Consider the following 24836-nt stretch of genomic DNA (forward strand, 5'->3'; position numbering starts at 1 on the left):
CACGCGCGGGGTCGTAGCCTGGGACTCATGGGGGAACCCGACAGGGGCCGGCTGCGGGTCTATCTGGGCGCGGCGCCCGGTGTGGGGAAGACCTTCGCGATGCTCGCGGAGGCGCACCGCCGGGCCGGACGGGGCACGGACGTCGTCGTGGGCCTGGTGGAGACCCATGGGCGCGCCCATACCGCCGAGCTGCTCGAAGGGCTGGAGGCCGTGCCGCGGTGCACGCTGGTGTACCGGGACGCGGTCTTCACCGAGCTCGATCCCGACGCGGTGATCAGGCGGCGGCCGAAGGTCGCGCTGGTCGACGAGATCGCGCACACCAACGTTCCAGGCTCGCGGAACGTCAAGCGCTGGCAGGACGTGGAGGACATCCTCGAAGCGGGCATCGACGTGATCACCACGGTCAACATCCAGCACCTGGAGTCGATCAACGACGTGGTGCAGGAGATCACGGGAGTGCCCCAGCGCGAGACGATCCCGGACGAGGTGGTACGGCGGGCCGACCAGGTCGAGCTGATCGACATGGCCCCTGAGGCGCTGCGCCGCCGCATGGCCCACGGCAACGTCTACGCGCCGGAGAAGATCGACGCGGCGCTGTCGAACTACTTCCGGGTGGGGAACCTCACCGCCCTGCGCGAGCTGGCCCTGCTCTGGGTCGCCGGCAAGGTCGAGGACCAGCTCGACCGCTACCGCGCGGAGCACGGCATCGCGGGCACCTGGGAGACCAGGGAACGCGTGGTGGTGGCGCTCACCGGAGGCCCGGAGGGCGAGACGCTCATCCGCAGGGCCGCCAGGATCGCCGACAGGAACCGCGCCGCCGACCTGATGGGCGTGCACGTCACCAGGTCCGACGGGCTGACCGGGGCCGATCCCGCGCACCTCGCGCGGCAGCGCGCCCTGATCGAGAGCCTGGGAGGCAGCTATCACCAGGTCGTCGGCGACGACGTCGCCCGCGCGCTGCTCGACTTCGCCAGGGGCGTGAACGCCACCCAGCTCGTCCTCGGGGCATCACGGCGCGGGCGGCTCGCGCAGGTCTTCTCCCGGGGCGTCGGCGTGACCACGACGGCGCTCTCCGGGTCGATCGACGTCCACATGATCAGCCACGAGGTGGCCGGGAGGGGCCGCGCCCGGCCGTCGCGCCACGCGGCGCTCACGTGGCGGCGGCGCGGCGCCGGATGGGCGCTCACGCTGGCCGGGCTGCCACTCCTGACGGTCGTGCTCCACGGGCTCCGCCCCCACGTCATGTTGCCGACCGAGATCCTGCTGTTCCTGCTCATGGTCGTCTCCGTGGCCCTGGTGGGCGGCATGTGGCCGGCCGTCACGGCGGCGGTGCTGGGGTTCGGGCTGCTCAACTTCTTCTTCACCCCGCCGGTCCACACGCTGACCGTCGCCCGGGCGGAGAACCTCCTTGCTCTCACCGTGTACGTGCTGGTGGCGGTGATGGTCAGCGCCGTGGTCGACGTCGCGGCCCGCCGTACGCGCGAGGCCGCGCGGGCGGGCGCCGACGCCGAGGTGCTGTCCACCCTGGCCGGGCACGTGCTGCGCGGCGACGCCGCCCTTCCCTCGCTGCTCGCCCGGCTGCGGGAGACCTTCGGGCTGACGGCCGTCACCCTGCTGGAGCGGCGGCCCGAGGTCGAGCCGACCCCCGGCGACCGGTCCGATCCGCGCGCCTGGCGCGTCGTCGCGACGGCGGGGGGCGGCCCGTGCGGCTGCCCCGCCGAGGGGGACACCGACGTGGTGATCGACGACGACCTGGTCATGGCGCTGTGCGGGCGGCTGCTGGACGCCGCCGACCGCAGGGTGGTCGAGGCGTTCGCGGCCGAGGCGGCCGTCGCCCTCCGCCAGGAGCGCCTCGCCGAGGAGGCCGAGCGGGCGCGGCCGCTGGAGGAGGCCGACAAGATGCGTACGGCCCTGCTCGCCGCCGTCAGCCACGACCTGCGCACCCCGCTCGCCTCGGCCAAGGCCGCGGTGGACAGCCTCCGCGGCGACATCGAGTGGAGCCGGGAGGACTACCGCGAGCTTCTGGCCACCGCCGACGAGTCGCTGGAGAAGCTCGACCGCCTGGTCGCGAACCTGCTGGACATGAGCCGCCTGCAGGCCGGGGTCCTCGGCGTGGCCTCCGGGCCTGTCGGCGTGGAGGATGTCATGCCCCGCGCGCTGGACGACCTCGGGCCGCACCGCGAGCGGGTCGTCGACGAGATCTCCGACGAGCTGCCCGAGGTCGTCGCCGACCCGGCGCTGCTGGAGCGCGTGCTGGTGAACCTCATCGCCAACGCGGTCAGATACAGCCCGCCGGGGGAGAAGGTGCTGGTCACGGCCAGCTCGTACGGCCGGCACGTCGAGATCCGGATCATCGACAGAGGGCCCGGCATCCCCGTCTCCCAGCACGACCAGGTCTTCCTGCCGTTCCAGCGTCTCGGCGACCGCGACAACCACACCGGGGTCGGCCTCGGCCTGGCGCTCGCCCGGGGCCTCACCGAGGCCATGGGCGGCAGCCTCGTGCCGGAGGAGACCCCCGGAGGCGGCCTCACCATGATCCTCACCCTCCCCATCTCCAGAGCGGGCGCCGTATGACCAAGATCCTCGTTGTCGACGACGAACCCCAGCTGCTGCGGGCGCTGCGCATCAACCTCGTCGCACGGCACTACGACGTCGAGGTGGCCCGCGACGGGAGCACCGCGCTCCGCCACGCCGCGGGATGGCACCCGGACCTGGTCGTGCTCGACCTCGGGCTGCCGGACATCGACGGTGTGGAGGTCATCCACGGCCTGCGGGGCTGGACCAGCGTTCCGATCATCGTCCTGTCGGGCCGGGCCGGCAGCGCCGACAAGGTGGACGCGCTCGACGCCGGGGCGGACGACTACGTCACCAAGCCCTTCGGCATCGACGAGCTCCTGGCCAGGATCCGGGCCGTGACCAGGCGCGCGGCCACCCACGAGGAGGAGCTCGCCGAGATCCCGATCGGGGACCACGTGGTCGACCTGGTCGGGATGACCGTCTCCGGCGGGGTGCGGCTCACCCCGACCGAGTGGCACCTGCTGTCGATCCTGCTCCGCAACCCGGGCAAGCTGATCAGCCAGCGCCGGCTCCTCACCGAGGTCTGGGGCGGCGGTTACGTCAAGGAGACCCACTACCTGCGGCAGTACATGGTGCAGCTCCGCCGCAAGCTCGAAGCCGACCCCGCCCACCCCCGCCACCTGCTCACAGAACCGGGAATGGGCTACCGCTTCCAGCCCTAGCCCGCGAGTACGAGGAGGTTGTCGCGTTCGACGGCCTCCAGGGAGAGGGTCTTGTAGCCCACGTCCTCGAAGAGCACGGTGACCCGGTCGGGCTCCCGGCTCATGACCACCCCGGGTCCCCACGCGCTGTGCCGTACCTTGGCGTGCTTGAAGCGCTCCCCACGGATGAATGCGGGGGATTCCAGCCGTCCCAACCGTGCGGCTCTGCGCATGGTCGCGACGCTGCTGCTCGGCGGTTCACCTTCCGGCCCCGCTTACGCGGGTTTCCACGCCCCAGCCCACGATCCCGTTCTGGGTGACGCGGGCTCCGCCCTCCCGGCGGTGAGTAATGGCCAAAGTTGCGAGCTTGGTTATCGCTCACGTGTTCGACCGCGACTGACTGTACCAGCGCGTGGTGCGCTGCCGCAGCCGGTTCCGGTCAAGGCACGCTCAGGCGCCAGAGCGCCTTCCCGCGCCGGGCTTACCCCCATGGCTGAAGCCAGGGGTCCGCGCCCGGCATCTCCGATCGATGTTGGGCCGGTCGAAGCCCCGGACGACCTGCCGCGCGTCCGGCAGCCCGAGGGAGGTGAGGATGTCGTCGCGGACCAGCGGGGCGGCGGTGGCGGTCAGGGCGACCACGGGAGGGTGGCCGAGCCGCTCGATGGCCTGGCCCAGCCGCAGGTAGTCGGGCCGGAAGTCGTGGCCCCACGCCGACACGCAGTGCGCCTCGTCGATGCCCTCGATCTGGGGAACTACGCGTGCGGGCGCGTTTCCGCGGGCTGAGGGCCCGTCGTGCTGGCGTTCACGAGGAACGGGGTGAGCAGCCCGGGGATCCCCTGGTCCGCGACGCGCAGCGCCTCGGTGAGGTCGACGTCCCAGACGCCGTACCCCTGGCGGCCCGCCGCGGTGGTCGCCGTCAGCGTGGCGAGACCGGCGCGCCGCTGGAAGAACGACCTGCTGAGGTTCCACCCGATGATGCCGTCGTTCTTCAGTGCCACGTGCCGCCGTACGACCGAGCCCCATCGCGTGACGAGATGGCCTTCCGCGACCGTGTGGCCGAGGCTCCGGTAGCGGTCGGCCGCCAGGGGCATGGCCGCGACCGTGACCACGATGGCCGCCTGCCAGGTCCAGGCGGGCAGTCCCGTCCAGTGCCACAGAGCCAGGAGCACCAAGGTCAGGCTTCCGCAGCAGGCCAGGGCGCGGGTGAAGCGGCGGCGCAGGGCCGCGGGGCCGTGGGGGACGAGCTCCGCCTCCAGAGGCCCGGCGGTGCCGAGCACGCGGGCGGCCACGGCCCGGGCCTCGGCCCGTGGTGCGGGCGGCAGCAGCATCGACCCGCCGCGCTGGGCGCCGCGCCCGACCCGCAGGCCGGTGGCCACGGCGATGACCCGGGCCCCGCTCGCCGCGCGCAGGAGCAGCGGCTCGCTGAGCTCGACGCCGCGGAGGCGGCGCTCCTCCAGCGTGGTGGCCCGCGTGGTGATGAGGCCACGGGTCACGTGCAGGGTGCCGCCGGCGGTACGGGTGAGCCGGAACCGCCAGAACGCGAGCACGTACCCGAGCGTGGAGGCGACGGCGACGAACACCGCGAGCAGCGCCACCGAGCCGGCGACCTGCAGCCAGAGCGCTCCCCGGCCGAACCAGTCGGCCACCTGCCGCACCGGCCCTATCGACAGCAGGTCGACGTTGCCCTCGGACGCGATGCGCGAGACGAAACCCGCGAGCACGCCCACCGTGACCAGCCCCGACAGGGTGAACGGGCCGAAGCGGATCCATGCCGGCCGCAGCGCGGCCAGCTCGGTCTCGGCGGACCTGCGGGCGTACGCGTCCTCTGCCGGGGAGACGGCCCCAGCGGCCGTGGCCGGGCCACCGGACGGCGCCGCGTAGTCGGGGGTGCCCGGGCCGCCCGAGGTGACGGGCGCCATGGACGGAGCCGGGACGACGGCGCCCGGGGCGGCGGGACGGCGGTGCAGCAGCTCGTCGCGCAGCCGTTCCACCTCGGTCGCGTGGAGCGCGTCGAGCTTGAGCGTGCCGCCGTCCTTCCTGTCGGATCGGCCGGTGCCGATCTCGACCCTGGCCAGCCCGAGGAGGCGGTGAAGCACGTGGGAGGTGACGTCGACCGTCCTGATCCGGTCGCGCGGAGCGGTCAGCACCTGCCTGCGGACCAGGCCCTTGCGCACCTGGACGTACTGCGGCGTGACGCGGTAGGTCGTGGTGAACCACCGCAGGGTGCCCACGACGAGCATGATGCCGAGGCCGGCCAGGCTCCACAGGTGACCGCGCCCGCCCTGGGTGGATCCGGCGAACAGCAGGCCGATCAGCGCGGGGGCGCTGCGCACGACCTCCTGGAAGGGATGGATCACCAGCATGCGCCTGCTGAGCCGCCGCCACCGGCCCGCATCCTCTGTGCCTACCGTGCCGGTGGCGCCCGCCGTCGCGGTCGGGTCCGCCGCGCCGGGTGCGGCCGTCGGACCGTCGCCCGCCGTCGTGCCGGCCTCGGCCCCCGGACCCGTCCCGCTCACGTGGCATCACCGGTGGTCGCCTGGGTGTTCGCGGTCAGCTCGTCCACGAGGCGCTGCGCCGTACCGCGATCGAGGCCGTTGACGCGCAGCGGGCCTGCGGCCGACGCGGTGGTGACCGTGACGTTGGCCAGCCCGAAGAGCTGCTCAAGCGGCCCGCGCTCGCTGTCCACGGTCTGGATGCGGGAGATCGGCGCGATGCGCCACTCCTGCTGGAGCCATCCCGACTGGGTGTAGACGGCGTCGGCCGTGGTCTCCCAGCGGTGGACCCGGTACCTCCACCACGGCATCACGGTCACGTGGGCCAGGCCGAGGACGACGGTGACGGCGAGGACGGTGAGGTGGACGGCGCGGTTGCCGTCGTCGGCCACGGCCCACACGATCTGCGCGGCGATCAGTGCGAGCCATCCCATGGCGGCTCGCACACCCCAGAACCAGATCGCGGTGCGGCTGACACGGTGCCGTGGCGGCCGGAGGGAGAGGTCAGCGTTTTCCACCTCTCCACTCTGTCAGTACCGTCACCGATCGGCGCAGTGCGGATCTTCCACAGTTGGCTGGGACAAATGTCATAACGGTCAGGCGCCTTCGCCGGGCCGATCCTCCAGGGCGCCGGGAACGGCGCCGCTTCCGAGGACCACCCGGCGAAGGCCTGTCGTGCCCGTCAGACGGCCGAGCAGGGCACCCCGTTCAGGGAGAACGCCGTGGGCGGGGCGTTCGTCCCGCCGACCGAGGCGGTGAAGCCGAAGGAGGCGCTGCCGCCCGCGGGGATGCGCGCGTTCCACCCGCCGTCGGCCGCGGTGGCCCGCGTCCCGCTCTGCGTGACCGTGGCGTTCCAGGCGTTGGTGACGCGCTGGTCCCCCGCGAAGGTGAAGGTGAGGGTCCAGCCGTTCACCGCGACCCCGGTGACGTTGATGGTCACGTCCGCGTTGAACCCGCCCTGCCACTGACTGCTGACCTTGTAGGCCACCTTGCACCCGAGCCCGCCCGGCGTGGACGTCGGTGTCGGTGTCGGGGTGGGCGTGGGCGTCGGGGTGGGCGTGGGAGTCGGGCTGGGAGTGGACGTCGAGTACGTCAGCCCGTAGCCGTAGTCGTACAGCGCCGGCTTGCCGTCCCCGGTGTTGATCGGTTGCTGGGCGAACTCGCGCATCCAGGTCATCGGCAGCTTCCCGGTCGGCGCGTAGTCGCCGAACAGCACGTCCGCCACGCCGCCGCCCTCGGTGCCGGGCAGCCAGGCGGCCACCAGCGCTTTCCATCCGCCGACCTGCGAGGCGATGTCCATCGGCCTGCCGGACACCAGCACGACGACCACCGGCACGCCGGACGCCCGCAGCCGCGAGAGCGTGGCGAGGTCGGTCGCGTCCAGGCTGAGGGACGAGGGCCGGTCGCCCTGCCCCTCGGCGTACGGCGTCTCGCCGACCACGGCGATCGCGGCCCGGTACGAGGAGTCGATGCCCGTCCCGTCGCGGCTGTAGGTGACGGTCGCGCCGGAGCCCACCTTGTCGCGGATACCCTGCAGGATGGTCGTGCCCGTGGTGATCGCCCCGGATGAGCCCTGCCAGGTGATGGTCCAGCCGCCGCTCTGGTTGCCGATGTCGTCGGCGCTCTTGCCGGCCACGAAGATCTTCCCGCCCGCCTTCGCGAGCGGCAGCAGGTTGCCGTCGTTCTTCAGCAGCACCTGCGACTTGCGTACGGCCTCACGCGCCACCGCCCGGTGCGCGGCGTTGCCCACCGTCGGCGTGTACGACCGGTCCGTCAGCGGCTTCTCGAACAGCCCCAGTTCGAACTTCTTGGTGAGGATCCGCCGGTTCGCGTCGTCGACGCGCGCCGTCGTGACCCGCCCGGCCTGTACCTCCGACTTCAGCAGGGAGATGAACTTCTTGTAGTCGTTCGGCACCATCACCATGTCGACGCCCGCGTTGATCGCGGTCCTGACCTCGTCCGCCGTGAAGCCGGGCTGGCCGTCGAGCTGGTCGATGGCGGCCCAGTCGGTCACCACGAAGCCGCCGAACCCCAGCTCGCCCTTCAGCACGTCGGTGATGAGGTAGCGGTTGCCGTGCATCTTCTGCCCGTTCCAGCTGCTGAAGGAGATCATCACAGAGCCCACGCCCCGCTCGACGGCGGCCCTGAACGGCGGCAGGTGGATGGCGCGCAGGTCGGCCTCGCTGAGCTGGGTGTCGCCCTGGTCCTTGCCTCCCGTGGTGCCCCCGTCGCCCATGTAGTGCTTGGCTGTGGCGAGGATGGAGGCGGGGCCGTTCAGCGACGAGCCCTGGAACCCGGTGACGATGGTCGCCATCTGGCTGACCAGCGCCGGATTCTCGCTGAACGACTCGTAGGTGCGCCCCCAGCGGTCGTCGCGGGCCACGCAGAGACAGGGCGCGAAGGTCCAGTCGACCCCGGTCCCCGACACCTCCTCGGCCGTGGCCCGGCCCACCCGCTGGACCAGGTCGGGATCACGCGCCGCGCCGAGCCCGATGTTGTGCGGGAAGATCGTCGCCCCGCCCACGTTGTTGTCGCCGTGCACGGCGTCCACCCCGTAGATCATCGGGATGCCCAGCGGCGTGGACAGCGACTGCCGCTGGAAGTTGTCGTACATGTCGGCCCAGCCCGTGGCCGTGTTGGGCGACGGCACGGACCCGCCGCCCGACAGCACCGACCCGATCCGGTACGTCGCGAGGTCCGACACCGGGTTGAGCGCCGCCCGCTCGGCCTGCGTCATCTGCCCCACCTTGTCGTCCAGCGACATGCGCGACAGCAGATCGTTCACCCTGGCCGCGACGCTCAGGCTCGGATCCTTGTACGGCGGCGTGTCGAGCGCCTTGGCCGGGTGCGGCTGTTCCACGACACCGAACGCCGCGAGGGCCAGCATCACCAGAACGGGTATCCTCAACGCCCTCATCAGGTGGCGCGAGCGGGGCACGGCGGTCATCGGCTCCTCCTGGATGTCGCCGCGACCGTAAGAACCCCCCACCCCCGAGGTCAACCAACCCGCCCCCACCCCCGCACCCACCAGCCCGAACCCCGGAAACTTTCACACCCCGAGGCCGGGGGGTGGGCTGGGTTTATGGGGGGATGGATGGCGGAACAGTGTCGGGGACGGCATTACGGCCATCGGGACACCGCGTCCGACCTGGGCACAGCGGGTGGTTCCGGTGGAAGGGCCCCCCGCTCCCGCCTGGAGGGATGATGGGTTGCGCCTGCTGGAGGGCCGGATGTTCCTGACCCGGGTGCTGGGCTCGTCCGCGTCGTTGCTGCGGGGCGTGCTGCCCGATCCGCTCCGGGACCTCGTCCCGACCCCTCGCAGGCTCGCCGCCTGCCCCGGAGGGCTGCGCGTCGACCTGCACGCCATCGGCGCCCCGGGCACCGAGGACGCCGCGCGGGCGCTGGAGGAGCGCCTGACCGCGCTGCCCGGCGTCGAGCGGGCGGAGGTCAACGGCCGTCTCGGCTGGGTCTTCGTACGGTGCGACCCGGACGAGATCGGCCAGGACGAGCTGATGGCGATCGTCGCGGAGCTCGACTCCCAGGAGGAGAGGGCACACCAGTCGCCGGTCCGCCTGGTCGAGGAGCACGTGCGCGCGACCATCCGGCTCACGGCCGGTGCCGGCGCCCTCGGCCTGGTGGCCGCCGCGAGGATGGCGCGGATCCGGCCGCTTCCCCCGGCCGTGCCCGCCGTGACGCACCTGGTGAACTCCACCCCGTTCCTGCGTGAACCGCTCGACGCCGTTCTCGGGCGCGGGCCCGCGAACTCCCTGTTCACCACGGTCAACCTGGTCGCCCAGACGCTCGCGTTGCGACCGCTCGGGCTGGTCGCGCAGGCCGCGGCGTCGCTGTGCCGGTACGTGGAGGCGACGGCCGAGCGGCGCACCTGGGAACGCCTGGAGGAGCGGCTGGCGGAGAAGCCGGGTGGCTACCAGCACATCAGGGCGGCCTCCCGGCCGCGCCGCGGGCACCTGCCGCACGGGCCCGTCGAGCGGTACGCGGTCGTCGCGAGCCCGGTGGCGGTCTCCGCCTACGTGGGCGCGCGGATCATCGCGCCCCACACCCGGCGCGCGCTGCCGATCCTCGTGTCCGTCACGCCGAGGGTCGGGAATCTGACGCGTGAGGCCTTCGCCGGGGCCATCGGCCGTGCGCTGTGCACGCGCGACTCGATCGTCCTCGACGCCGGGGCCCTGCGCGCGATGGACCGGGTCGACACGGTGATCCTCGACGCCGGCTCGCTGACCACCGGCTCCTGGAGCATCGACCGGGTCGAGCCGCTCGTGGAGGGCGTGAAGTCCGGCGAGCTGTACGCCCGGCTGTACTCGCTCGTCGACTTCGCGGACCCCGGCGGCGGCCGGAGCGGCGACGGCTGGTCCACCGCGCCGCTCAACGACCTCGCCGCCCTGCTCCCCGCGCACGCGCCCGCGTGGCGAGAACGCGGTCTGCGGGCCATCGAGGTGCGCAGGAACGGCACGCCGATCGCGGTCGTGGGCCTGGCGCGGGAGATCGACCCGCTGGCCGTGGCCATCGTCGCGGCGGCCAAGGCCGCGGGCACGGTGATGCTGGCGGGAGACGACGGGCTCGCCCAGCGGCTCGCGATCGGGCAGGTGCTCCCGGGCGGCGCCGAGCTGGCCGACCGGGTGTACGACCTCCAGGCGCGGGGCCACGGCGTGGTCGTGGTGTCACGGGAGGCGCGGGAGGCGCTCGCCCAGGCGGACATCGGCGTCGGCGTCGCCGACCTGGGACAGGCGGACCTGCCGTGGGACGCCGACATCGCCGCCGAGCCCTCCGGCGTCCACCTGTTCCTCACCTGCCTGCCGCGGGCGGTGGGCGTCAGCCGTAACGGCGTGCATCTCGGCGCCACGGGGGCGGTGGTGGGCAGCCTGCTGGCGATGGCCGGGCCCGAGGTGACCTCGCTTCGCCGCGCGTACTTCGTGAACGCCTTCGTCTCGCTCGTCGCCGTCATCCTGGGCGAGTGGTCGGGCCGGTCCGCCGCGCGCGTACCGACCCCGCTGCGCGCGGACACCACTCCCTGGCACGCGATGTCGGTCAAGGAGGTCCTCTCGCGGCTCGGCTCGTCGTCCGACGGGATACCCGACGCCGACGCGGTGCGGCGCAGGCGCGAGACGGGGACCACAGAGGGCGAGGAGCCGCGCTCGCTGGCGCACACGACCGTGGAGGAGCTGGCGAACCCGCTCACCCCCGCGCTCGCGGCCGGGGCCGGCATCTCGGCGCTGGTGGGCTCGGTGCTCGACGCGGTGATGATCAGCGGGGTGATGGTGATCAACGCCTTCCTCGGCGGCGTGCAGCGGTTCAGGGCGGACAAGGCGCTGCACCGCCTGACCGAGGCCACCCAGGTCCACGTACGGCTGCGCCGTCCCGAGGGAACCGTGACCGCGACCAGGGAGGACCTCGCCCCCGGCGACGTGGTGGAGCTGCGCGCGGGCGACGCCGTGCCCGCCGACGCGCGCGTCATCAAGGCGGTCGGCCTGGAGGTGGACGAGTCGACGCTCACCGGCGAGTCGCAGCTCGTCACCAAGACGGCGGCGCCCACCGTCGCCGCGGCCATCGCCGACCGGAGCTCCATGGTCTACCAGGGCACCACGGTCGCGGCGGGCAGCGGGCGGGCGGTGATCGTGGCGACGGGCGACATGACCGAGGCGGGCCGCAGCGCCAGGCTCGCCGCGGAGCCGAGCCCGCCGACCGGGGTGGAGCTGCGGCTCCGCGAGCTGAGCCGGCGGATCCTGCCGCTGTCGATCGGCGCGGGGGCCGTCCTGCTGCTCACCGATGTGCTCCGCGGCCGGCCGCTGGCCTCGGCTCTCGCGCCCGCCGTCAGCCTGACCGTGGCCGCGGTGCCCGAGGGACTTCCGTTCGTCGCCACCGTGGCCGAGCTCGCGGCGGCGCGGCGGCTGTCGAAGCGTGCCGCGCTCGTGCGGAACCCGTCCACCATCGAGGCGCTCGGGCGGGTCAACGTGCTCTGCTTCGACAAGACGGGGACGCTGACCGAAGGGCACATCAGCCTGCGGTACCTGTCGGACGGGCATGCCGGGCGGCCCGTGGAGGAGGCCACGGAACAGCTCAGGCACATCCTCGCCGCCGCCGTCCGGGCGAGCCCCCTGTCCGGCGGGGGGCGCGTGATCGCGCATCCCACCGACCGCGCCGTCCTCGACGGGGCTCAGCGGCAGGGCGTCACGCCCCAGGAGGGGTTGCGCACCTGGGAACGCGTGGACGAGCTGCCCTTCGAGCCGGGGCGGGGCTACCACGCCGTTCTGGGCCGTACCGAGCAGGGGCACCTGCTGAGCGTCAAGGGCGCCCCCGAGATCGTGGTCACGCACTGCGACAAGGTTCTCAGGGACGGAAAGGTCGTTCCACTCACCGAGACCGTGCGGCGGGAGCTCGAACGCGAGGTCGACAGGCTGGCGCACCAGGGCTACCGGGTGCTGGCCGTCGCCGAGCGTCCCGCCTCCGACCGGGGCGACCTCGACGAGTCGCGCATCGACGACCTGTGCTTCCTGGGCTTCCTCGGCCTCGCCGACCCGGTGCGCCCGACGGCCAAGGAGAGCGTCAACCGGCTGTTCCGCGCCGGGGTGCGGATCGTGATGGTCACCGGCGACCACCCCAGCACCGCCGAGTCCATCGCCGCGGAGCTGGACGTCCTGAACGGCGGGCGCGTCATGACCGGCCCCGAGCTCGACGCGCTCGACGACGACACTCTGACCAAGGTGCTGCCGGAGGTGGCCGTCTTCGCGCGCACGACCCCCGCGCACAAGGCGCGGATCGTCACCTGCCTTCGCCGGGCGGGCGAGGTCGTGGCCGTCACGGGCGACGGAGCCAACGACGCCCCCGCGATCCGCATGGCCGACGTGGGGATCGCCCTCGGCTCCCGCGCCACCCCTGCCGCCCGCGCCGCCGCCGACCTCGTGGTGACCGACGACCGCATCGAGACGATCGTGGACGCGATCGTCGAGGGCAGGGCCATGTGGAGTTCGGTGCGCGACTCGCTGAGCATCCTTCTCGGCGGCAACGTCGGGGAGATCGTGTTCACGGTGGGGTCCGGCCTCCTCGCGGGCGGGAGCGCGCTGAACGCCCGCCAGCTCCTGCTGGTGAACCTCCTCACCGACATGGTGCCCGCCCTGGCGGTCGCCGTACGGCCGCCCGCGTCGACCGATCCGGAGAAGCTGCTCGCCGAGGGCCCGGAGGCGTCGCTCGGCGCGTCGCTGACCAGGGACATCTACCTGCGCGCGGTCGTCACCGCGAGCGCCGCCACCGCGGCCTGGCTCGTCGGGCGGCTGACCGGCACGCGAGGACGGGCGGACACGATCGGGCTGGTCGCGCTCGTGTCGGCCCAGCTCTTCCAGACCGTGGCGGGCGGCGGACGGGACAAGGTGGTCGTGCTCGCCTCGCTGGTGTCGGTCGCCGTGCTGTGGCTGGTCGTCACCCTGCCGGGTGTGAGCAGGTTCTTCGGCAGCCGGCCTCTCGGACCGGTGGGCTGGGCCATCGCCCTCGGCAGCGCCGCCGCCGCGACGCTCCTCGGCGCGGCGGTGCAGCGGATGAAGGAGACGGCCCGCGCCGAGGCCGGGAAGCCGGGGACACCGGGGGGCACGGCGGCCCGCGTGCCCGCCGGGAGGCCGGTGGCCCCCGTCCCGGCCTGAGACGCCGGCCCTCACGGCCGGTGTCAGCCGTCGTATCTGTAGTAGCCGGCGAGGTCGGGGAGGATGGTCACCCGGTCGGTGCGGACGGTCGTGCCGGTGCGGAGAGCGTTGATCATCTTTCCGCCGCCGATGTAGATGCCGACGTGGTGGGTTCTGACCGTCTTCTTGCGGATCTTGCCGTAGAAGACCAGGTCGCCGGGGCGGGCCGTCGCAGGGGCGATCTTGCGCAGGCGGCGGACGTGGTCGTCGGTGGTGCCGTTGCCCAGCACGTCCCTCTGGAAGGCGAGCTGGTACACCCAGCGGGCCAGGCCAGAGCAGTCCAGACCGCGGGTGGTCGCGGCCGGGCACGGCTTGACGGAGCCGTGGTAGCCCTGGCAGGTGCCGAGCGAGGGCCCGGGTCTCGCCCCGTGGCCGCCGCCCCAGACGTACGGGATCTCCCCGCCCGGCCACCGTGACTGCTCCTGGCCGCGCTGGATGGCCTGGGCGATCTCCAGCACCCGGTCGGGCTCGCCGTGCAGCAGGGGCGCCGATCCCGCCGCGAGGGCCAGCACGCCCGCGGCGATCGCCAGCCGGACAGCCCGTGCCATCGAAACCCCCCGTTCCGCTCGGTATGCGACTCAACCATTCTGTTTAACTTTCGGCGGATGTGAGCGGTTTTCCCAGCGGTCCCTGGCCGGGCTCGGGCATCCCGGACCTACGTAGTTCTCCGCATATCTCTCCGCAGACCCCCCGACCTACCGTCAGTACGACCGTACGCGCGGGGGCCAGGCCGGACGGTGGCGCACCGGCCCACACGTGCATAGGAGAACGCCCGTGGTCAGCGACGACGGCAACGCCCCCGACATCCTGTCGCCCGGATTCGCGCTCGAGCTTGAGAAGCGGGCACTCTCTTCGGAGAAGAACGGCACATATCCGTATCCGGGACATATGAGCCGGATGTAGCACTTGCCGATAACCTGGCCGTAGATCATTGGAGGTCCGCCCTGCACTCGTCCGCGACGAACCATCACCGTGAATCACAGGCAGTGCTCAGGTCGCTGCCGTTCGTCGCCTTGGTGGCCGTCGCCGTGATCGACCTGCTCGCCGGCCCCAGGCTGGGCTTCCTGCCGCTCCTGACACTGGGCCCGACGTTCGCCTCGGTGTCCGGCAGCATCCGGCGGACGGCGGCGGTGGGCGCGCTGGCACTCGGCATATGTGTGCCCCTCGCCTACTACAGCAAGCTCCTGCTCACCCCGCAGAACAACCTCACCATCGTCACGATCATCGGCGTCACCGGGGCCAGCGTGCTCGCCAGCCACCTGCGCATCCGGCGTGAGCGTGAACTCGCCAACGTGCGAATGGTCGCGGAGGCCGCCCAGCGCGTGCTCCTGCGCCCGGTCCCGCGCCGGGCAGGAGACCTTCGTATCGCCCTGTCCTACACCTCCGCGGCGGCGGAGGCCCAGATCGGCGGCGACCTGTACGAGGTGGTCACCACGCCGGACGGCGTCCGGCTGCTCATCGGCGACGTCCAGGGCAAAGGCCTGGAAGCCGTGGAGACAGCCGCCTGGGTGCTGGGCGCGTTCCGGGAGGCCGCCTACGAAGAACCCGACCTGCCCGGCGTTGGAGAGCGACTGGAATCAAGCCTCGCCCGGCACCTGAGTGGGGAGAAATTCGTCACCGCCATCCTCGCCGAGGTCCACCAGGACGAGATCTCCCTGCTGAACTTCGGCCACCCGGCACCCCTGATCATGCGCCGCGACGGCCACGTCTCCTTCGCCGGCCCGGATGTGGAAGCCCCGCCACTCGGCCTCGCGTCGCTTGCCCGCATCCCACCCGAACCGCACCGGATCCGCTTCGAGAACGGCGACCAGATCCTGCTGTACACCGACGGGGTGATCGAGGCCCGTGATGCCACAAAAGCCTTCTATCCCCTGTTCGAACGGGCCGGCCTGCTCGCCAACGCCGATCCGCAGACCGCACTCGACAAGCTGCGCACGGATCTGATCAACCATGTCGGCGGGCCTCTGCCGGACGACGCGGCGATGCTGCTTCTCCGCCGTCACGCGTCCCGCGACGGAATCACCGCCTGACCCACCAGGCGAGGGCGGCGTCCGCCCACCGGCGCCCGCGTACGGGAGAAGGCGAAGCCGGTCGCGAGCACGGCGAAGGGCAGCACCATGAGCACGTAACGGTGGTCGAAGTCGGCGGTCATCGCGGGAAGGACCAGCAGGGCGAGCCCGCTGGCCAGGGCGAGCAGGGCGTCGGCGCACCGCCGCCGCGCCTGCAGGACCACTCCCGCGAGCCCCACGGCCAGCAGGAGCCCCAGCAGCGGCCCCGGCACGTGGACCCACCGCTGGTAGGCCACCATCGCGTCCGCGAACGGCTGCACGAGGCGGGTCTGCGCCGGCCCGTTCTCGTACTCCCGCGCGGCCTCGGCGGCGCTCATGCCCTCCTTCACCTCGAAGGTGGGCATGGTCGTCGACGTGCCGGCGAACTCGTACGACTTCACGAGGCTCGCGGACGGGTGCGGCAGCCGCGTCCAGGAGAAGGCCTTGACCGCGTCGCCGAACACCGTCGCCGCGTAGTCCAGCGGCTGCGCCTCGATGGCGCGGAGCGCGAACTGGCGGGTCAGATCGTTGGCCTCGTCGCTGAACATCGGCAGCCTGCGCACCGGCGAGCCCGGCGTCCAGATGTAGCGGGAGGCGGCGATCCGCTGGTCCACGGGAACGGTCGGGCACAGCCACCTGACCGCCGCGGGCGGCCTGATCTCGGAGCAGTCGGCGAAGGTCATCGTCCGCGCCCACAGGAACGTGCCGTCGGCGCTGCTCAGCGCGAAGCTTCCCTGCTCGGCGCGGTACCAGGTGGCGTAGGCGCCGAGGGGGACCACCATGGCGACGGCCGCCGCCACCACGCCCCGCCATCCCGCCCTGCGCAGGAGCAGGCAGGCCACCACCACGACCAGCAAGGGGACCCCGACCGTGCGCATGACCGCGGCGCACCCGAGGAGCAGCCCGGCCGTCACGCCCCAGGGGACGGTGAGCACCCGGCGCCACAGCAGGATCGCGGCGGCCACCACCAGGAGCGTCGCGAACAGCACGTCGGCCATGATCATGTGTTCGAGCTGGATCTGGTACGCGTCGAAGAGCAGGGGAACCGCCAGCAGGGTCGCGCCCCAGCCCGGCAGGCCGTACCTCCGCAGGAGGGCGTAGACCACGACGGCGCACAGCAGCCCGAGCAGGTGCTGGATCGCGACGACCAGCGTGGTGCTGTGGAACGGCTCCAGCACCCAGAGGAACAGTGAGTATCCCGAGCTCCGCGACCGGCTCGGCCACAGCTCCAGCGCTCCTGAGATGTAGGTGTAGGAGTCGCCGTCGAACCAGATCGCCCGCCGGTAGCCCAGCATGGCGCACAGCCGTACGAGCGCCGCCGCGACGAGCGCGAGGCCGAAGATCACGTGGTTCCGCGCGACGGATCTGATCACCGGCACTCTCCCGACTCGGCTGCGTGGCCTCCGAGAGTACCGATATGTACGTTATGGGCGTCCCGTCTCAGGGGTTTCCCAGCTTCCCTCGCCTCCCCTCAGGGAGCGTGGGGAGTGCCCGGCCGGGCCTTTGCGGGGCCCGGCCGGGCCGTGGTCTCGCGCTCCCAGGGCAAATCGAGACCACGGATGAGGGGCTAGGCGGGCGTGCAGGTCACGGAGGCCGGGACTCCGTTGGCTCCGTTCGCGATGAAGCCGAACGACGCGGACCCGCCGGCCGCCAGGCCGCCGTTCCAGTTGAGGTTCCTCGCCGACACGCCGGCTCCGGTCTGCGTGTAGGTGGCTCCCCAGATCTGTGTGATCGTCTGGCCGCTGGGGAAGGTCCACGCGACGGTCCAGCCGTTGATCGCCGTGCTGCCGCTGTTCCGCACCGCCACGTCGGCCTGGAAGCCGCCCTGCCAGGAGCTGGTGACCTGGTACGTCGCCGCGCACGCCGCGCCCACCGTCGGAGTCGGTGTCGGAGTCGGGGTCCGTGTCGGTGTCGGAGTGGGCGTCGGGGTCGGTGTCGGAGTGGGCGTCGGTGTGGGTGTGGGTGTGGGGGTCGGTGTCGGAGTCGGGGTGGGCTGCGTGCCGGGCGGGTCGCCCCAGATCTTGGTGCCGCCCGAGTACAGCGGGATGTTCCGCACGGTGACCGGGGTCGCGCCGGGAGTGGTCGCCACGCCCGTGTACGACCAGTCGTTGGACGGGTCCCAGGACCCCGACGAGCTGGCGATGCGGAACTGCACCTCACGCCGCGACTCCGACTGGCCGGCGGGCGCGATCGCCGTGCCTGAACAGTCGATCGTGACGTAGTACACCTTGCCGGACACCAGGGTCGGGCCCGTCGGAGGCTTGCACTGGGTGTACGCGGAGGACAGCGTGATCTGGCCCGGCGTGGTGTCGCCGTCCAGCGTGAAGTAGTAGCGGAAGGTGCCGTCCGTCAGCGCGCGTGCGGGCCACGCCGAGTGGTTCACCACCAGCGCCTTGATCTCGGTGTAGGTGGAGCCGGTCGAGTTGACCGAGGCCTGGAGGTAGATCTCCGGCCCGTCGGGCGTCTCGGCGACGGGGAAGTTCGAGAGCGGAGAGCCGCCGTACTCCTTGTAGAGCCGCGCGAGCGCGCCGGTGAAGGCGGCGTTGTAGTCGGTCGCGACCTCGTTCATCACGTAGTCGCTGCGGCTGTCGGTATAGGCGTCGTTGGCGGTCGTCGGCCCGCCGACCAGCGCGCCGTACAGGATGTGCCTGCTGTCGGCCGGCTCGTTGAGGTTGTTGGACCAGGAGCCGTGCGCCGTGCGGTGGTGCGGGTTCCGCAGCGGGTTGGCGCCGAAGCCGATCATGTACGACGACTTGCGCGGATTGTCGCCCAGCGCGTAGTTGATCTGCCTGACCCCGAAGTCGTGATATCTCGCCTTACGGGTGGCGTCGGTCAGCCAGTCGCTGTAGACGAGCGCGGTGAACGCGGTGTTGGCGGCGTAGCGCAGCGACCCCCACTGGTCGAGCACGGCCTCGCCGCCCGGCGAGTAGTTGACCTTGGCGCCGTTCACGCCGACGGTCCACCAGTCGAGCCAGCGGTTGGCGTCGTCCACGTACTTCTGCTTGCCGGTGAGCCTGGCCAGCAGGACGTAAGCGCCGTACGACTTGTCGTCCCAGGCGATCGTCCACTTGTAGGAGCGGGTCGTGCTCTGCGGCTCGGTGCCGAGGTTGTCGTAGTACGTCTCGGCCTTGGTCAGGTACGACGCCTCGCCGGTCGCCCGGTAGAGCCAGATCGCGCCCCAGACCAGCTCGTCGTTGTAGCCGCTCCACGACTGGTAGTACCCCGCCGCGTCGGTGATGCAGTCGCTGTACTTCTTCCGCACCGTGTCGGCGAAGGTGTAGAGCTGTCGTGCGTGGGAGACCAGCGTGTCGGCGTAGGCCGGGTTCGTCGGGCGGAAGACCATCGAGGAGGCCGCCATCGCCGCCGCCGTCTCGCCCGCGAGGTCCGATCCGCCGCACGTCGCGTCGATCTTGTACGAGGGGCGGTTCATCGGCATCACCTCGGCCGGGCCCCACCACGCGTGGTCGGTGCCGCCGTTGCCCACCTGGCCGTACAGCACGTTCGGCGAGGGGTGCGCCTTGATGAAGTAGTCGTTGACCCACTTCAGGTTGTCGAGCAGGTACGGGAGTTGCCCGGAGCTCTGGTACGCGTCGCGGTACTCGACGCCGCCCCAGGCGAGCATGGTGGTGCTGGCCGCCATCGGCAGGCCGAACTTGACGTGGTCGCCCGCGTCGTACCAGCCCCCGGTGAGGTCGAGGCCGGCGTCCTTGCCGTCGTTGAGTCCCGAGTCGCCCCGCCACGTGACGCGGTTGGCCGCGGGAAGGTGGCCCGAGCGCTGGGCCTCGTAGAAGAACAGCGACTTCTGCAGCGCCTCGCCGTAGTTGAAAGCGGGTGCCGCCGCCGCGGAGGACGTGAGCACGGGGAAGATCGTGGCCGACGCGACGAGGATCGCCAGGCCGGTGAGGGTGCGTCTGAGGGACATCGATCGCCTCTCGAGCTGGGAACGCTGGTGGAGCTGACCGGAAAGGTCGTGAGATGGGGGCGAGCGGGGTGCGGTGGGGGTCAGGCCCACCGCACCCCGCCCATCGAGAGGGTGTGGTGACGTGTCAGGCGCCACCGCACTCCGCCCTTCAGGGGGTGCGGTGGTGTGTCAGGCACCACCGCACCCGGGCCGGTCGGATCAGGGGAAGAGCCGCCCGTACTCGGCGAGGGCGATGGCGACGTCGGCCTGCGCCCAGAACCGGTGGTAGTTGAACGTCGGGGCCGGAGCCGTGCCGTTCAGGTAGTTCTGCACCTTCGGCCAGTCCGGGTCGTTCTTGTACCAGGACCTGATCGAGATGAAGGTGGAGCTGGAGTTGATCGGGTCGCCGTTCGGCATCTTGCCGGTCCAGCCGGCGGGGATGTAGATCGGGTCGTTGAGGCGGCGGTAGTCGGCCTTGGTCTCCGGCACCGACACGCCCTTGGCGTCCTGGTTGTTCTTCCAGATGCCGTCGAGCAGCGCCTTGGCGAGGTTCTTCGCCGCCGTGTTGTTGGCCTTGGCGGCGTAGTACATCAGGACCTTGGCGTAGGAGCCGGCGACGCCGACGTCGTTGGTGTAGTCCGCGATGCTCACGTGCAGGCTCGCGTTCGAGCCGGGGCTCGAGGCGTTCCAGGTGTCCGGCTGGCCGGTCCACCTCAGCGTCGACGGGATCTGGAAGGTGCCGTCGGTGTTGACCGTGGTGTTGGCGCTGGCCCAGGCGACCCACTTGTCGAGGACGGCCTTGGCGGTGGCGTTGCCGCTGGCGTAGTAGTACTCCGCCACCCGCTCCATCGACCACGCCTGGAAACCGAACCACTGGTTCGACGGCGGGTCGTGGTAGACGGGCTGCCAGTCGTACGCCATGCCGTAGAAGGTCGGCGTGCCGGCCGGCGGGGCCGCGTAGTGACCCTGCCAGCTGTTGGTCGCGCCGCCCGCGATCGCGCCCTCGGTCGACTGCAGCCAGCGGTAGAACTCCAGCTGCCGCGTCAGGCTGGTGCTCCAGTCGGCCACGGCGGTCGTGCCCTTGGGCTTGAGCGCGTCCACGTTCGACAGGGCCCAGGCCGCGAGCGGGTTCTGGTAGCCGGAGTGGTTGTGGCTGGAGCCGATGCGCCATGCCCAGCCGGCGGAGGAGTCGGACGCGCCGCCCCAGGCGTAGTACCAGGAGAGCAGGTAGGCCGAGCTGTCCTTGCCGGTGCCCGCCGCGCAGGAGGTGCTGGTGCAGCCCTCCTTCTTGAAGTACTTGTCGTACATCGCGTAGCGGAGGTAGTCGCCCATCTTCGCGGCCTTGGCGACGGTCGCCGAGACCTGCGAGCCCTTGCCCTGCGCGGTGGCCCAGGTGTACGCCCAGTAGGCGGCCTGGACGGCGCGCGCGTCGGCGTCGGGGGCGTTGGTGTACTTCCACTGCTTGGCGTAGGAGCTGTCACCGGTGAACAGGTCCAGGTAGCCGTTCGGGCCGCCGAACTTGAACGTGTCGCAGGACGGCTGGGGCACGGTCTCGAAGACCGACTCCTCCGGCCCGCGCTGGTAGGTGTTGATGTAGGCGGGCTTGGTGGTGCCGTCGCCGCAGCGGCCGAACCCGTAGGTGTTGTCGACGTCGAGCAGCCAGTGCATGCCGTACACGTCGCTGTTGCCGTACGCGGTCTTCAGCTCGCCCGCGATGGGGTCGACGCCGACCGAGACGTTGCCGTCCAGCTTCGAGGGGTACTGCTTGATGTCGTCCCACTCACCGGCGTAGGTGGCCGGCTTGCCGGCGTTGTAGAAGGAGTTGGTCGGCTGGTCGGCCGTGGCGGGGATGATGTACTTCTCCATCGTCGCCCAGGCGTCGTTGAACCTGGTCCACGTGCCGGTGACCTGCCCGTACACCGCCTCCAGCCACAGCATGTAGCTGAACGCCTCGGAGGTCGTCTCGTGGCCCTGGTCGGGTGCCTCGACCATCAGGGTCTCGACCGAGTGGTACGGCACGCCCTGCGGCGAGAAGTACCCGTTGGCCGGGTCGTGCAGCTTGTTGTACAGCGTGGTGAAGCGGGTGATGTACTCGTTGCCCGTGCCACCGTCGTCCGCCTTGGTGGCGGTGACCGAGCCGGTGGTCCAGCCGGAGGCGGCCGAGTTGAACGTCGCGGTGCCGGTGCCGGTCGTGTTGGCGGCGGCGATGGTGACGTTCTGCGCCGTGTTCCAGTTGGAAGGCGTGAACGTCAGCGACGCTCCGGACTGCACGCTGAGGTCGGCGCTGCCACCGGTGGCCTTGGTGGTGGCCACGGTCACGTTGGCGGTGGGTGCCTTCGACAGGCTCACCGCGTACGTCGCGGTGCCGCCTCTCGGGACGACCAAGGTCGTCGGGCTCACGACGATGGTGGACGCCGTGGTGCCGGACACCGTGATCCCCACCGGGCTCGACGTGGTCGTGGCGCCGAGGTTGTCGGTCGCCTTCGCCGTGAGCGAGTAGCTGCCCGCCGCGACGCCCGTCCAGCTGTAGGTGTAAGGGGCGGTGGTGTCCGTGCCGAGCAGCGTGGTGCCGTTGTAGAAGTCGACCTTGGAGACCGTGCCGTCGCTGTCGGCGGCCGTGGCGGCCAGGTTGACCGTGGCGGGCGCGGTGAAGGTCTGGCCGGCGGTCGGCGAGGTCAGGCTCACGGTGGGCGGCTGGTTGACCGGGGTGCCCCCGTTGCAGGTGACGCCGTTGACGGTGAACGAGGTCGGCTTGCCGGCGTAGGTGCCGGTGTAGGAGCCGTTGAAGCCGATGTCCGTCGACTGGCCGTTGCTGAGGGCGCCGTTCCAGCTCAGGCTCTTGGCCGTCACGTTCTGGCCACTCTGTGTCCAGTCGGCGCTCCACCCCTGGGCGACCTTCTCGTTCCCCGGGAGGGTGAAGGTCAGGGTCCAGTTGGTCCAGGCGTCGCCCTTGTTGGTGACCTTAAGGCTGGCGCCGAAGCCGCCGCCACCCCAGTTGTTGTCGACGTAGTCGACCGTACAGGCGACGGCCGCGGAAGCCGGTACGGAGGCCAGGACGGTGAAGAGGCCGGCCGCCAGGCTGGTGAGCGCGACCCACACGCCACGTCTTTTCATCCGTGAACGTGGGAGCGCTCCCGCCCCTAACGATGGTGTTGACATTCTGAACGTACTCCAAGGTGATGAAAGGCGATGGATGGTACAGAAGTTGGCACAGCGTCGGTCTCGTACCGGGTGAGGAAGGTGGTGTGATATGGGAGCGCTCCCACATCGGATTCTGGTGAGTACAACGAAGATGTCAATGACGTGTCAGGCGGATTTCAGCGCGTGGACGCGCGCGGCATCGCCAGCCAGCCTGTTCTTACGCGGGCCTTACGCCGTCCGCCGGTCGGCTCCTGAAACTTTCAGGTCGGCCGAGGGGGCCGGGCGGGGTCCGGCCGCAGGTCAGTGGATCATGCCGGGCTCCCAGGTGACGGCGGGGAACCGGCGCCCGGCGGCCGGCCCGGCTACCCAGCGAGTGTGAGATATGCCGCTTTGTAGGGAGGTGACTGATTCGGGTCACTGGGTACAGGGTGGTGTCATGAACAGAGTCGATCCGAGAAACCTGAGCGTGCGAGATCTGCGCGACGAGCTGAGAGAGCTCGAGGAGTCATGGATGGAGACGCTGCTGCGCGGTTCCGAGGACGCCCTGGACGACTTCGCGTCCCGCACTCGCGAACTGGAGGAGGAGTTCGACCGCCGTAAGCGGGACGACGAGCCGGCCGTCCCGGGGGAGACGGCTCCGGAGCGGGCCGCCTCCGATCGGACGCCCGGGGACGAGCCCGCCGCGTCTCCGTGGGAGACCGCCACGCGGGAACCGTCCAGCGGCCCCGCGCCATGGGGGCCGGGCGGCCTCCCCGGCGCGAACGGCACCTGATCTCAGCCGGCCACGGATGAAGTCCGGTAAAACCGAGCACGAGAAATAGCTGGAAATCCGGTGGCCGGCGGCTCCGGCCGAATGGCGGGAGAAAACAGCGCCGCCGCACCGGAGAATCGCTGCCGCTCATGAAATGGGGCCCGTCCGATGGGATCGGACGGGCCCCGCGGTTATTTCACGACCTCACGTCATCCGGTGACGCCGACGTGCGGACGCGGCCGGTAATAGTGCCGGTGATGGTAGTGATGGTGCATGCGCGGCTTCTTGTGAGCCTTGTAGTACACCTTGTGGTGGTGAACGGGGTGGTGCCCGGACCCGGCGTGGTAGCTGGAGTGGTGCCCGCCGCCCCCGCCCTCGTGGACCACGCCGTGCAGCGTGTGCAGGGTCTGGACGGTGACGAGGCGGCCGTGGTGCCGGTGGTGGTGGAACCGGTCCCTGCGGTGGTTCCTGAGGAGCCGGTTCTCGTCACGGTCGGTGGTGCTGACCTCCTTGTCCTCCTTGTCCTCCTTGCCCTTCTCGTCCTTGTCGCACTTCTGCTCGGCGGGGCAGGTGTGGTTAGGGCCGACGCGCAGCAGCAGGACCGACGATGTGCTGGGGTCCATCAGCGTCGTGCCCGGGTAGCCGGCGATGATCCGGCGCACGCCTTCCGCCAGGTTCGGCGAGGTCAGCGTGGCGCGTCCGTTCCCGTCGATCTGCGCCGCGCCCAGGCTGACGCCGTCACTGGTGAAGATGACCTGGCCGGTCGGAACGGTGCCGCTCCCGCTTCGCACCGTCGCGGTCAGGGTCAGCGGGCCCTGGGTCCCTATGGCCGTGCACGACGAGACCAGCGTCGTCGTGGTCGACCTGGCGCTCTGGCAGATGGGCCGGGTGACGGCGTCGGTGTCCAGGGTGACGGTGGTCTTGGCGAGAAGGCGGCCGTTCACGGTGGCGCCGGTGCCGACGGCGATGGAGGCCAGCCCGAGGAGGCTTCCGGCGAACCTGGACGTCGCGCCCAGCGTGGCCGTGCCCGCGACCGCCCAGATGACGTTGCAGGCCTGGGCGCCGCCGGTGAGGGTCACCGTGCTGCCGGGCCCGGTGACGAGCGTCGAGGCCGACTGGAAGATGAAGACCGCGTTCGGGTCTCCCTGCGCGTCGAGGACCAGGTTCCCGTTGATGGTGAAGAAGCTCGAGGTGGAGTTGTAGACACCCGGCGTCTTCGTGGTGCCTCCCAGCTCACTCGCCACGGTGGCGGTGGCCGTACGGGTGGAGGCGTTGTTGTAGGCGGCGGTCAGGTCCGTCTGAGCCTGCCCGGCGGTCGCGTCGCCCGCGTGCATCGTTCCGGCGATGATGCCGGGCGGGAAGCCCACCACTGTCGCGCTGGGGCTCTCACCGAGGTCTCCGGTGACGGACGTGGCCCCGGAGTTCGTGACGCCCGTTCCGGCCAGAACCGCGAAGTTCCCGGCCGTGCCGAGCGGGACCGGCGCTACGGCCGCGCTCGCCGTATGTGGTGTCGCGATGACGACTCCCATCGCGACCATCGCTGGGAGAGCCGCTGCCAGCAAGGAACGGACGAAATGTCGTGGCCCGACGCGAGGCC

Annotated in this window: 16 protein-coding genes; 6 read left to right on the forward strand and 10 right to left on the reverse strand. The window is 71.3% G+C overall.

Features of this window, described 5'->3' with window-relative positions; translation table 11 throughout:
* The first annotated feature begins 27 nt into the window (after positions 1–27).
* A complete protein-coding gene (locus tag ACOZ38_RS08225) occupies positions 28–2574 on the forward strand; it encodes a DUF4118 domain-containing protein (RefSeq protein ID WP_424529504.1) in 2547 nt (848 codons plus the stop codon).
* Positions 2571–3239, forward strand: coding sequence for a response regulator (locus ACOZ38_RS08230; protein ID WP_405145143.1), 669 nt, complete (start codon positions 2571–2573; stop codon positions 3237–3239). Before ACOZ38_RS08225 ends, ACOZ38_RS08230 begins: the two co-directional genes overlap by 4 nt.
* Here ACOZ38_RS08230 and ACOZ38_RS08235 read toward each other — a convergent pair.
* The 5 genes from ACOZ38_RS08235 to ACOZ38_RS08255 all read right to left on the reverse strand — a co-directional run bounded on the left by ACOZ38_RS08235 (position 3236) and on the right by ACOZ38_RS08255 (position 8657).
* Complete coding sequence (locus tag ACOZ38_RS08235; RefSeq protein WP_424529505.1) at positions 3236–3451, reverse strand: DUF3553 domain-containing protein; 216 nt, start codon at positions 3449–3451, stop codon at positions 3236–3238. The genes ACOZ38_RS08230 and ACOZ38_RS08235 overlap by 4 nt on opposite strands.
* Positions 3452–3668: 217 nt before the next feature.
* The gene (locus tag ACOZ38_RS08240; RefSeq protein ID WP_424529506.1) at positions 3669–3935 is read right to left on the reverse strand and encodes a hypothetical protein; all 267 of its coding nucleotides are present in this window, start codon (positions 3933–3935) and stop codon (positions 3669–3671) included.
* Positions 3936–3970: 35 nt separating this feature from the next.
* On the reverse strand, positions 3971–5734 hold the full coding sequence (locus ACOZ38_RS08245) for a PH domain-containing protein (RefSeq protein WP_424529507.1): 1764 nt from the start codon (positions 5732–5734) through the stop codon (positions 3971–3973).
* The gene (locus ACOZ38_RS08250; RefSeq protein WP_424529508.1) at positions 5731–6228 is read right to left on the reverse strand and encodes a PH domain-containing protein; all 498 of its coding nucleotides are present in this window, start codon (positions 6226–6228) and stop codon (positions 5731–5733) included. Before ACOZ38_RS08250 ends, ACOZ38_RS08245 begins: the two co-directional genes overlap by 4 nt.
* Positions 6229–6392: 164 nt before the next feature.
* Positions 6393–8657 (reverse strand): glycoside hydrolase family 3 N-terminal domain-containing protein, encoded by a 2265-nt coding sequence (locus ACOZ38_RS08255; protein WP_424529509.1) that lies wholly within the window; start codon positions 8655–8657, stop codon positions 6393–6395.
* Between the two features lie 262 nt (positions 8658–8919).
* Here ACOZ38_RS08255 and ACOZ38_RS08260 point away from each other — a divergent pair, with 262 nt between their 5' ends.
* Positions 8920–13359, forward strand: coding sequence for an HAD-IC family P-type ATPase (locus ACOZ38_RS08260; protein ID WP_424529510.1), 4440 nt, complete (start codon positions 8920–8922; stop codon positions 13357–13359).
* Between the two features lie 23 nt (positions 13360–13382).
* Here the strand turns inward: ACOZ38_RS08260 and ACOZ38_RS08265 are convergent, their stop codons facing one another.
* A complete protein-coding gene (locus ACOZ38_RS08265) occupies positions 13383–13946 on the reverse strand; it encodes a C40 family peptidase (RefSeq protein WP_405145149.1) in 564 nt (187 codons plus the stop codon).
* 226 nt (positions 13947–14172) lie between these two features.
* Between ACOZ38_RS08265 and ACOZ38_RS08270 the strand changes: the two genes are divergently transcribed.
* Both ACOZ38_RS08270 and ACOZ38_RS08275 read left to right on the forward strand, forming a co-directional pair.
* Positions 14173–14301 carry a hypothetical protein gene (locus ACOZ38_RS08270; RefSeq protein WP_424529511.1) on the forward strand — a complete coding sequence of 43 codons (129 nt, stop codon included), beginning with the start codon at positions 14173–14175 and terminating at the stop codon, positions 14299–14301.
* A gap of 83 nt (positions 14302–14384) precedes the next feature.
* The gene (locus ACOZ38_RS08275) at positions 14385–15428 is read left to right on the forward strand and encodes a PP2C family protein-serine/threonine phosphatase (protein WP_424529512.1); all 1044 of its coding nucleotides are present in this window, start codon (positions 14385–14387) and stop codon (positions 15426–15428) included.
* Here ACOZ38_RS08275 and ACOZ38_RS08280 read toward each other — a convergent pair.
* The 3 genes from ACOZ38_RS08280 to ACOZ38_RS08290 all read right to left on the reverse strand — a co-directional run bounded on the left by ACOZ38_RS08280 (position 15398) and on the right by ACOZ38_RS08290 (position 22461).
* The gene (locus ACOZ38_RS08280) at positions 15398–16819 is read right to left on the reverse strand and encodes a hypothetical protein (RefSeq protein WP_424529513.1); all 1422 of its coding nucleotides are present in this window, start codon (positions 16817–16819) and stop codon (positions 15398–15400) included. The genes ACOZ38_RS08275 and ACOZ38_RS08280 overlap by 31 nt on opposite strands.
* Positions 16820–17013: 194 nt before the next feature.
* Positions 17014–19368 (reverse strand): glycoside hydrolase family 9 protein, encoded by a 2355-nt coding sequence (locus ACOZ38_RS08285; protein ID WP_424529514.1) that lies wholly within the window; start codon positions 19366–19368, stop codon positions 17014–17016.
* A 198-nt stretch (positions 19369–19566) separates the two neighbouring features.
* Positions 19567–22461, reverse strand: coding sequence for a glycoside hydrolase family 48 protein (locus ACOZ38_RS08290; RefSeq protein ID WP_424529515.1), 2895 nt, complete (start codon positions 22459–22461; stop codon positions 19567–19569).
* Between the two features lie 463 nt (positions 22462–22924).
* Between ACOZ38_RS08290 and ACOZ38_RS08295 the strand changes: the two genes are divergently transcribed.
* Positions 22925–23260, forward strand: coding sequence for a DUF6158 family protein (locus tag ACOZ38_RS08295; RefSeq protein ID WP_424529516.1), 336 nt, complete (start codon positions 22925–22927; stop codon positions 23258–23260).
* A 188-nt stretch (positions 23261–23448) separates the two neighbouring features.
* Here the strand turns inward: ACOZ38_RS08295 and ACOZ38_RS08300 are convergent, their stop codons facing one another.
* Positions 23449–24777 (reverse strand): ice-binding family protein, encoded by a 1329-nt coding sequence (locus ACOZ38_RS08300; RefSeq protein ID WP_424529517.1) that lies wholly within the window; start codon positions 24775–24777, stop codon positions 23449–23451.
* Positions 24778–24836 lie beyond the last annotated feature (59 nt).

Origin of the sequence: Sphaerisporangium viridialbum, from assembly GCF_049674955.1 — a bacterium.
Taxonomy (GTDB): domain Bacteria; phylum Actinomycetota; class Actinomycetes; order Streptosporangiales; family Streptosporangiaceae; genus Sphaerisporangium; species Sphaerisporangium viridialbum.

Bases quoted from the DNA above. Each gene is read 5' to 3' on its own strand.
- ACOZ38_RS08255 (WP_424529509.1), bottom strand. From the start codon at position 8,657: ATGACCGCCGTGCCCCGCTCGCGCCACCTGATGAGGGCGTTGAGGATA.
- ACOZ38_RS08300 (WP_424529517.1), bottom strand. From the start codon at position 24,777: ATGGTCGCGATGGGAGTCGTCATCGCGACACCACATACGGCGAGCGCG.
- ACOZ38_RS08230 (WP_405145143.1), top strand. From the start codon at position 2,571: ATGACCAAGATCCTCGTTGTCGACGACGAACCCCAGCTGCTGCGGGCG.
- ACOZ38_RS08295 (WP_424529516.1), top strand. From the start codon at position 22,925: ATGAACAGAGTCGATCCGAGAAACCTGAGCGTGCGAGATCTGCGCGAC.
- ACOZ38_RS08225 (WP_424529504.1), top strand. From the start codon at position 28: ATGGGGGAACCCGACAGGGGCCGGCTGCGGGTCTATCTGGGCGCGGCG.
- ACOZ38_RS08290 (WP_424529515.1), bottom strand. From the start codon at position 22,461: ATGAAAAGACGTGGCGTGTGGGTCGCGCTCACCAGCCTGGCGGCCGGC.
- ACOZ38_RS08265 (WP_405145149.1), bottom strand. From the start codon at position 13,946: ATGGCACGGGCTGTCCGGCTGGCGATCGCCGCGGGCGTGCTGGCCCTC.
- ACOZ38_RS08235 (WP_424529505.1), bottom strand. From the start codon at position 3,451: ATGCGCAGAGCCGCACGGTTGGGACGGCTGGAATCCCCCGCATTCATC.
- ACOZ38_RS08285 (WP_424529514.1), bottom strand. From the start codon at position 19,368: ATGTCCCTCAGACGCACCCTCACCGGCCTGGCGATCCTCGTCGCGTCG.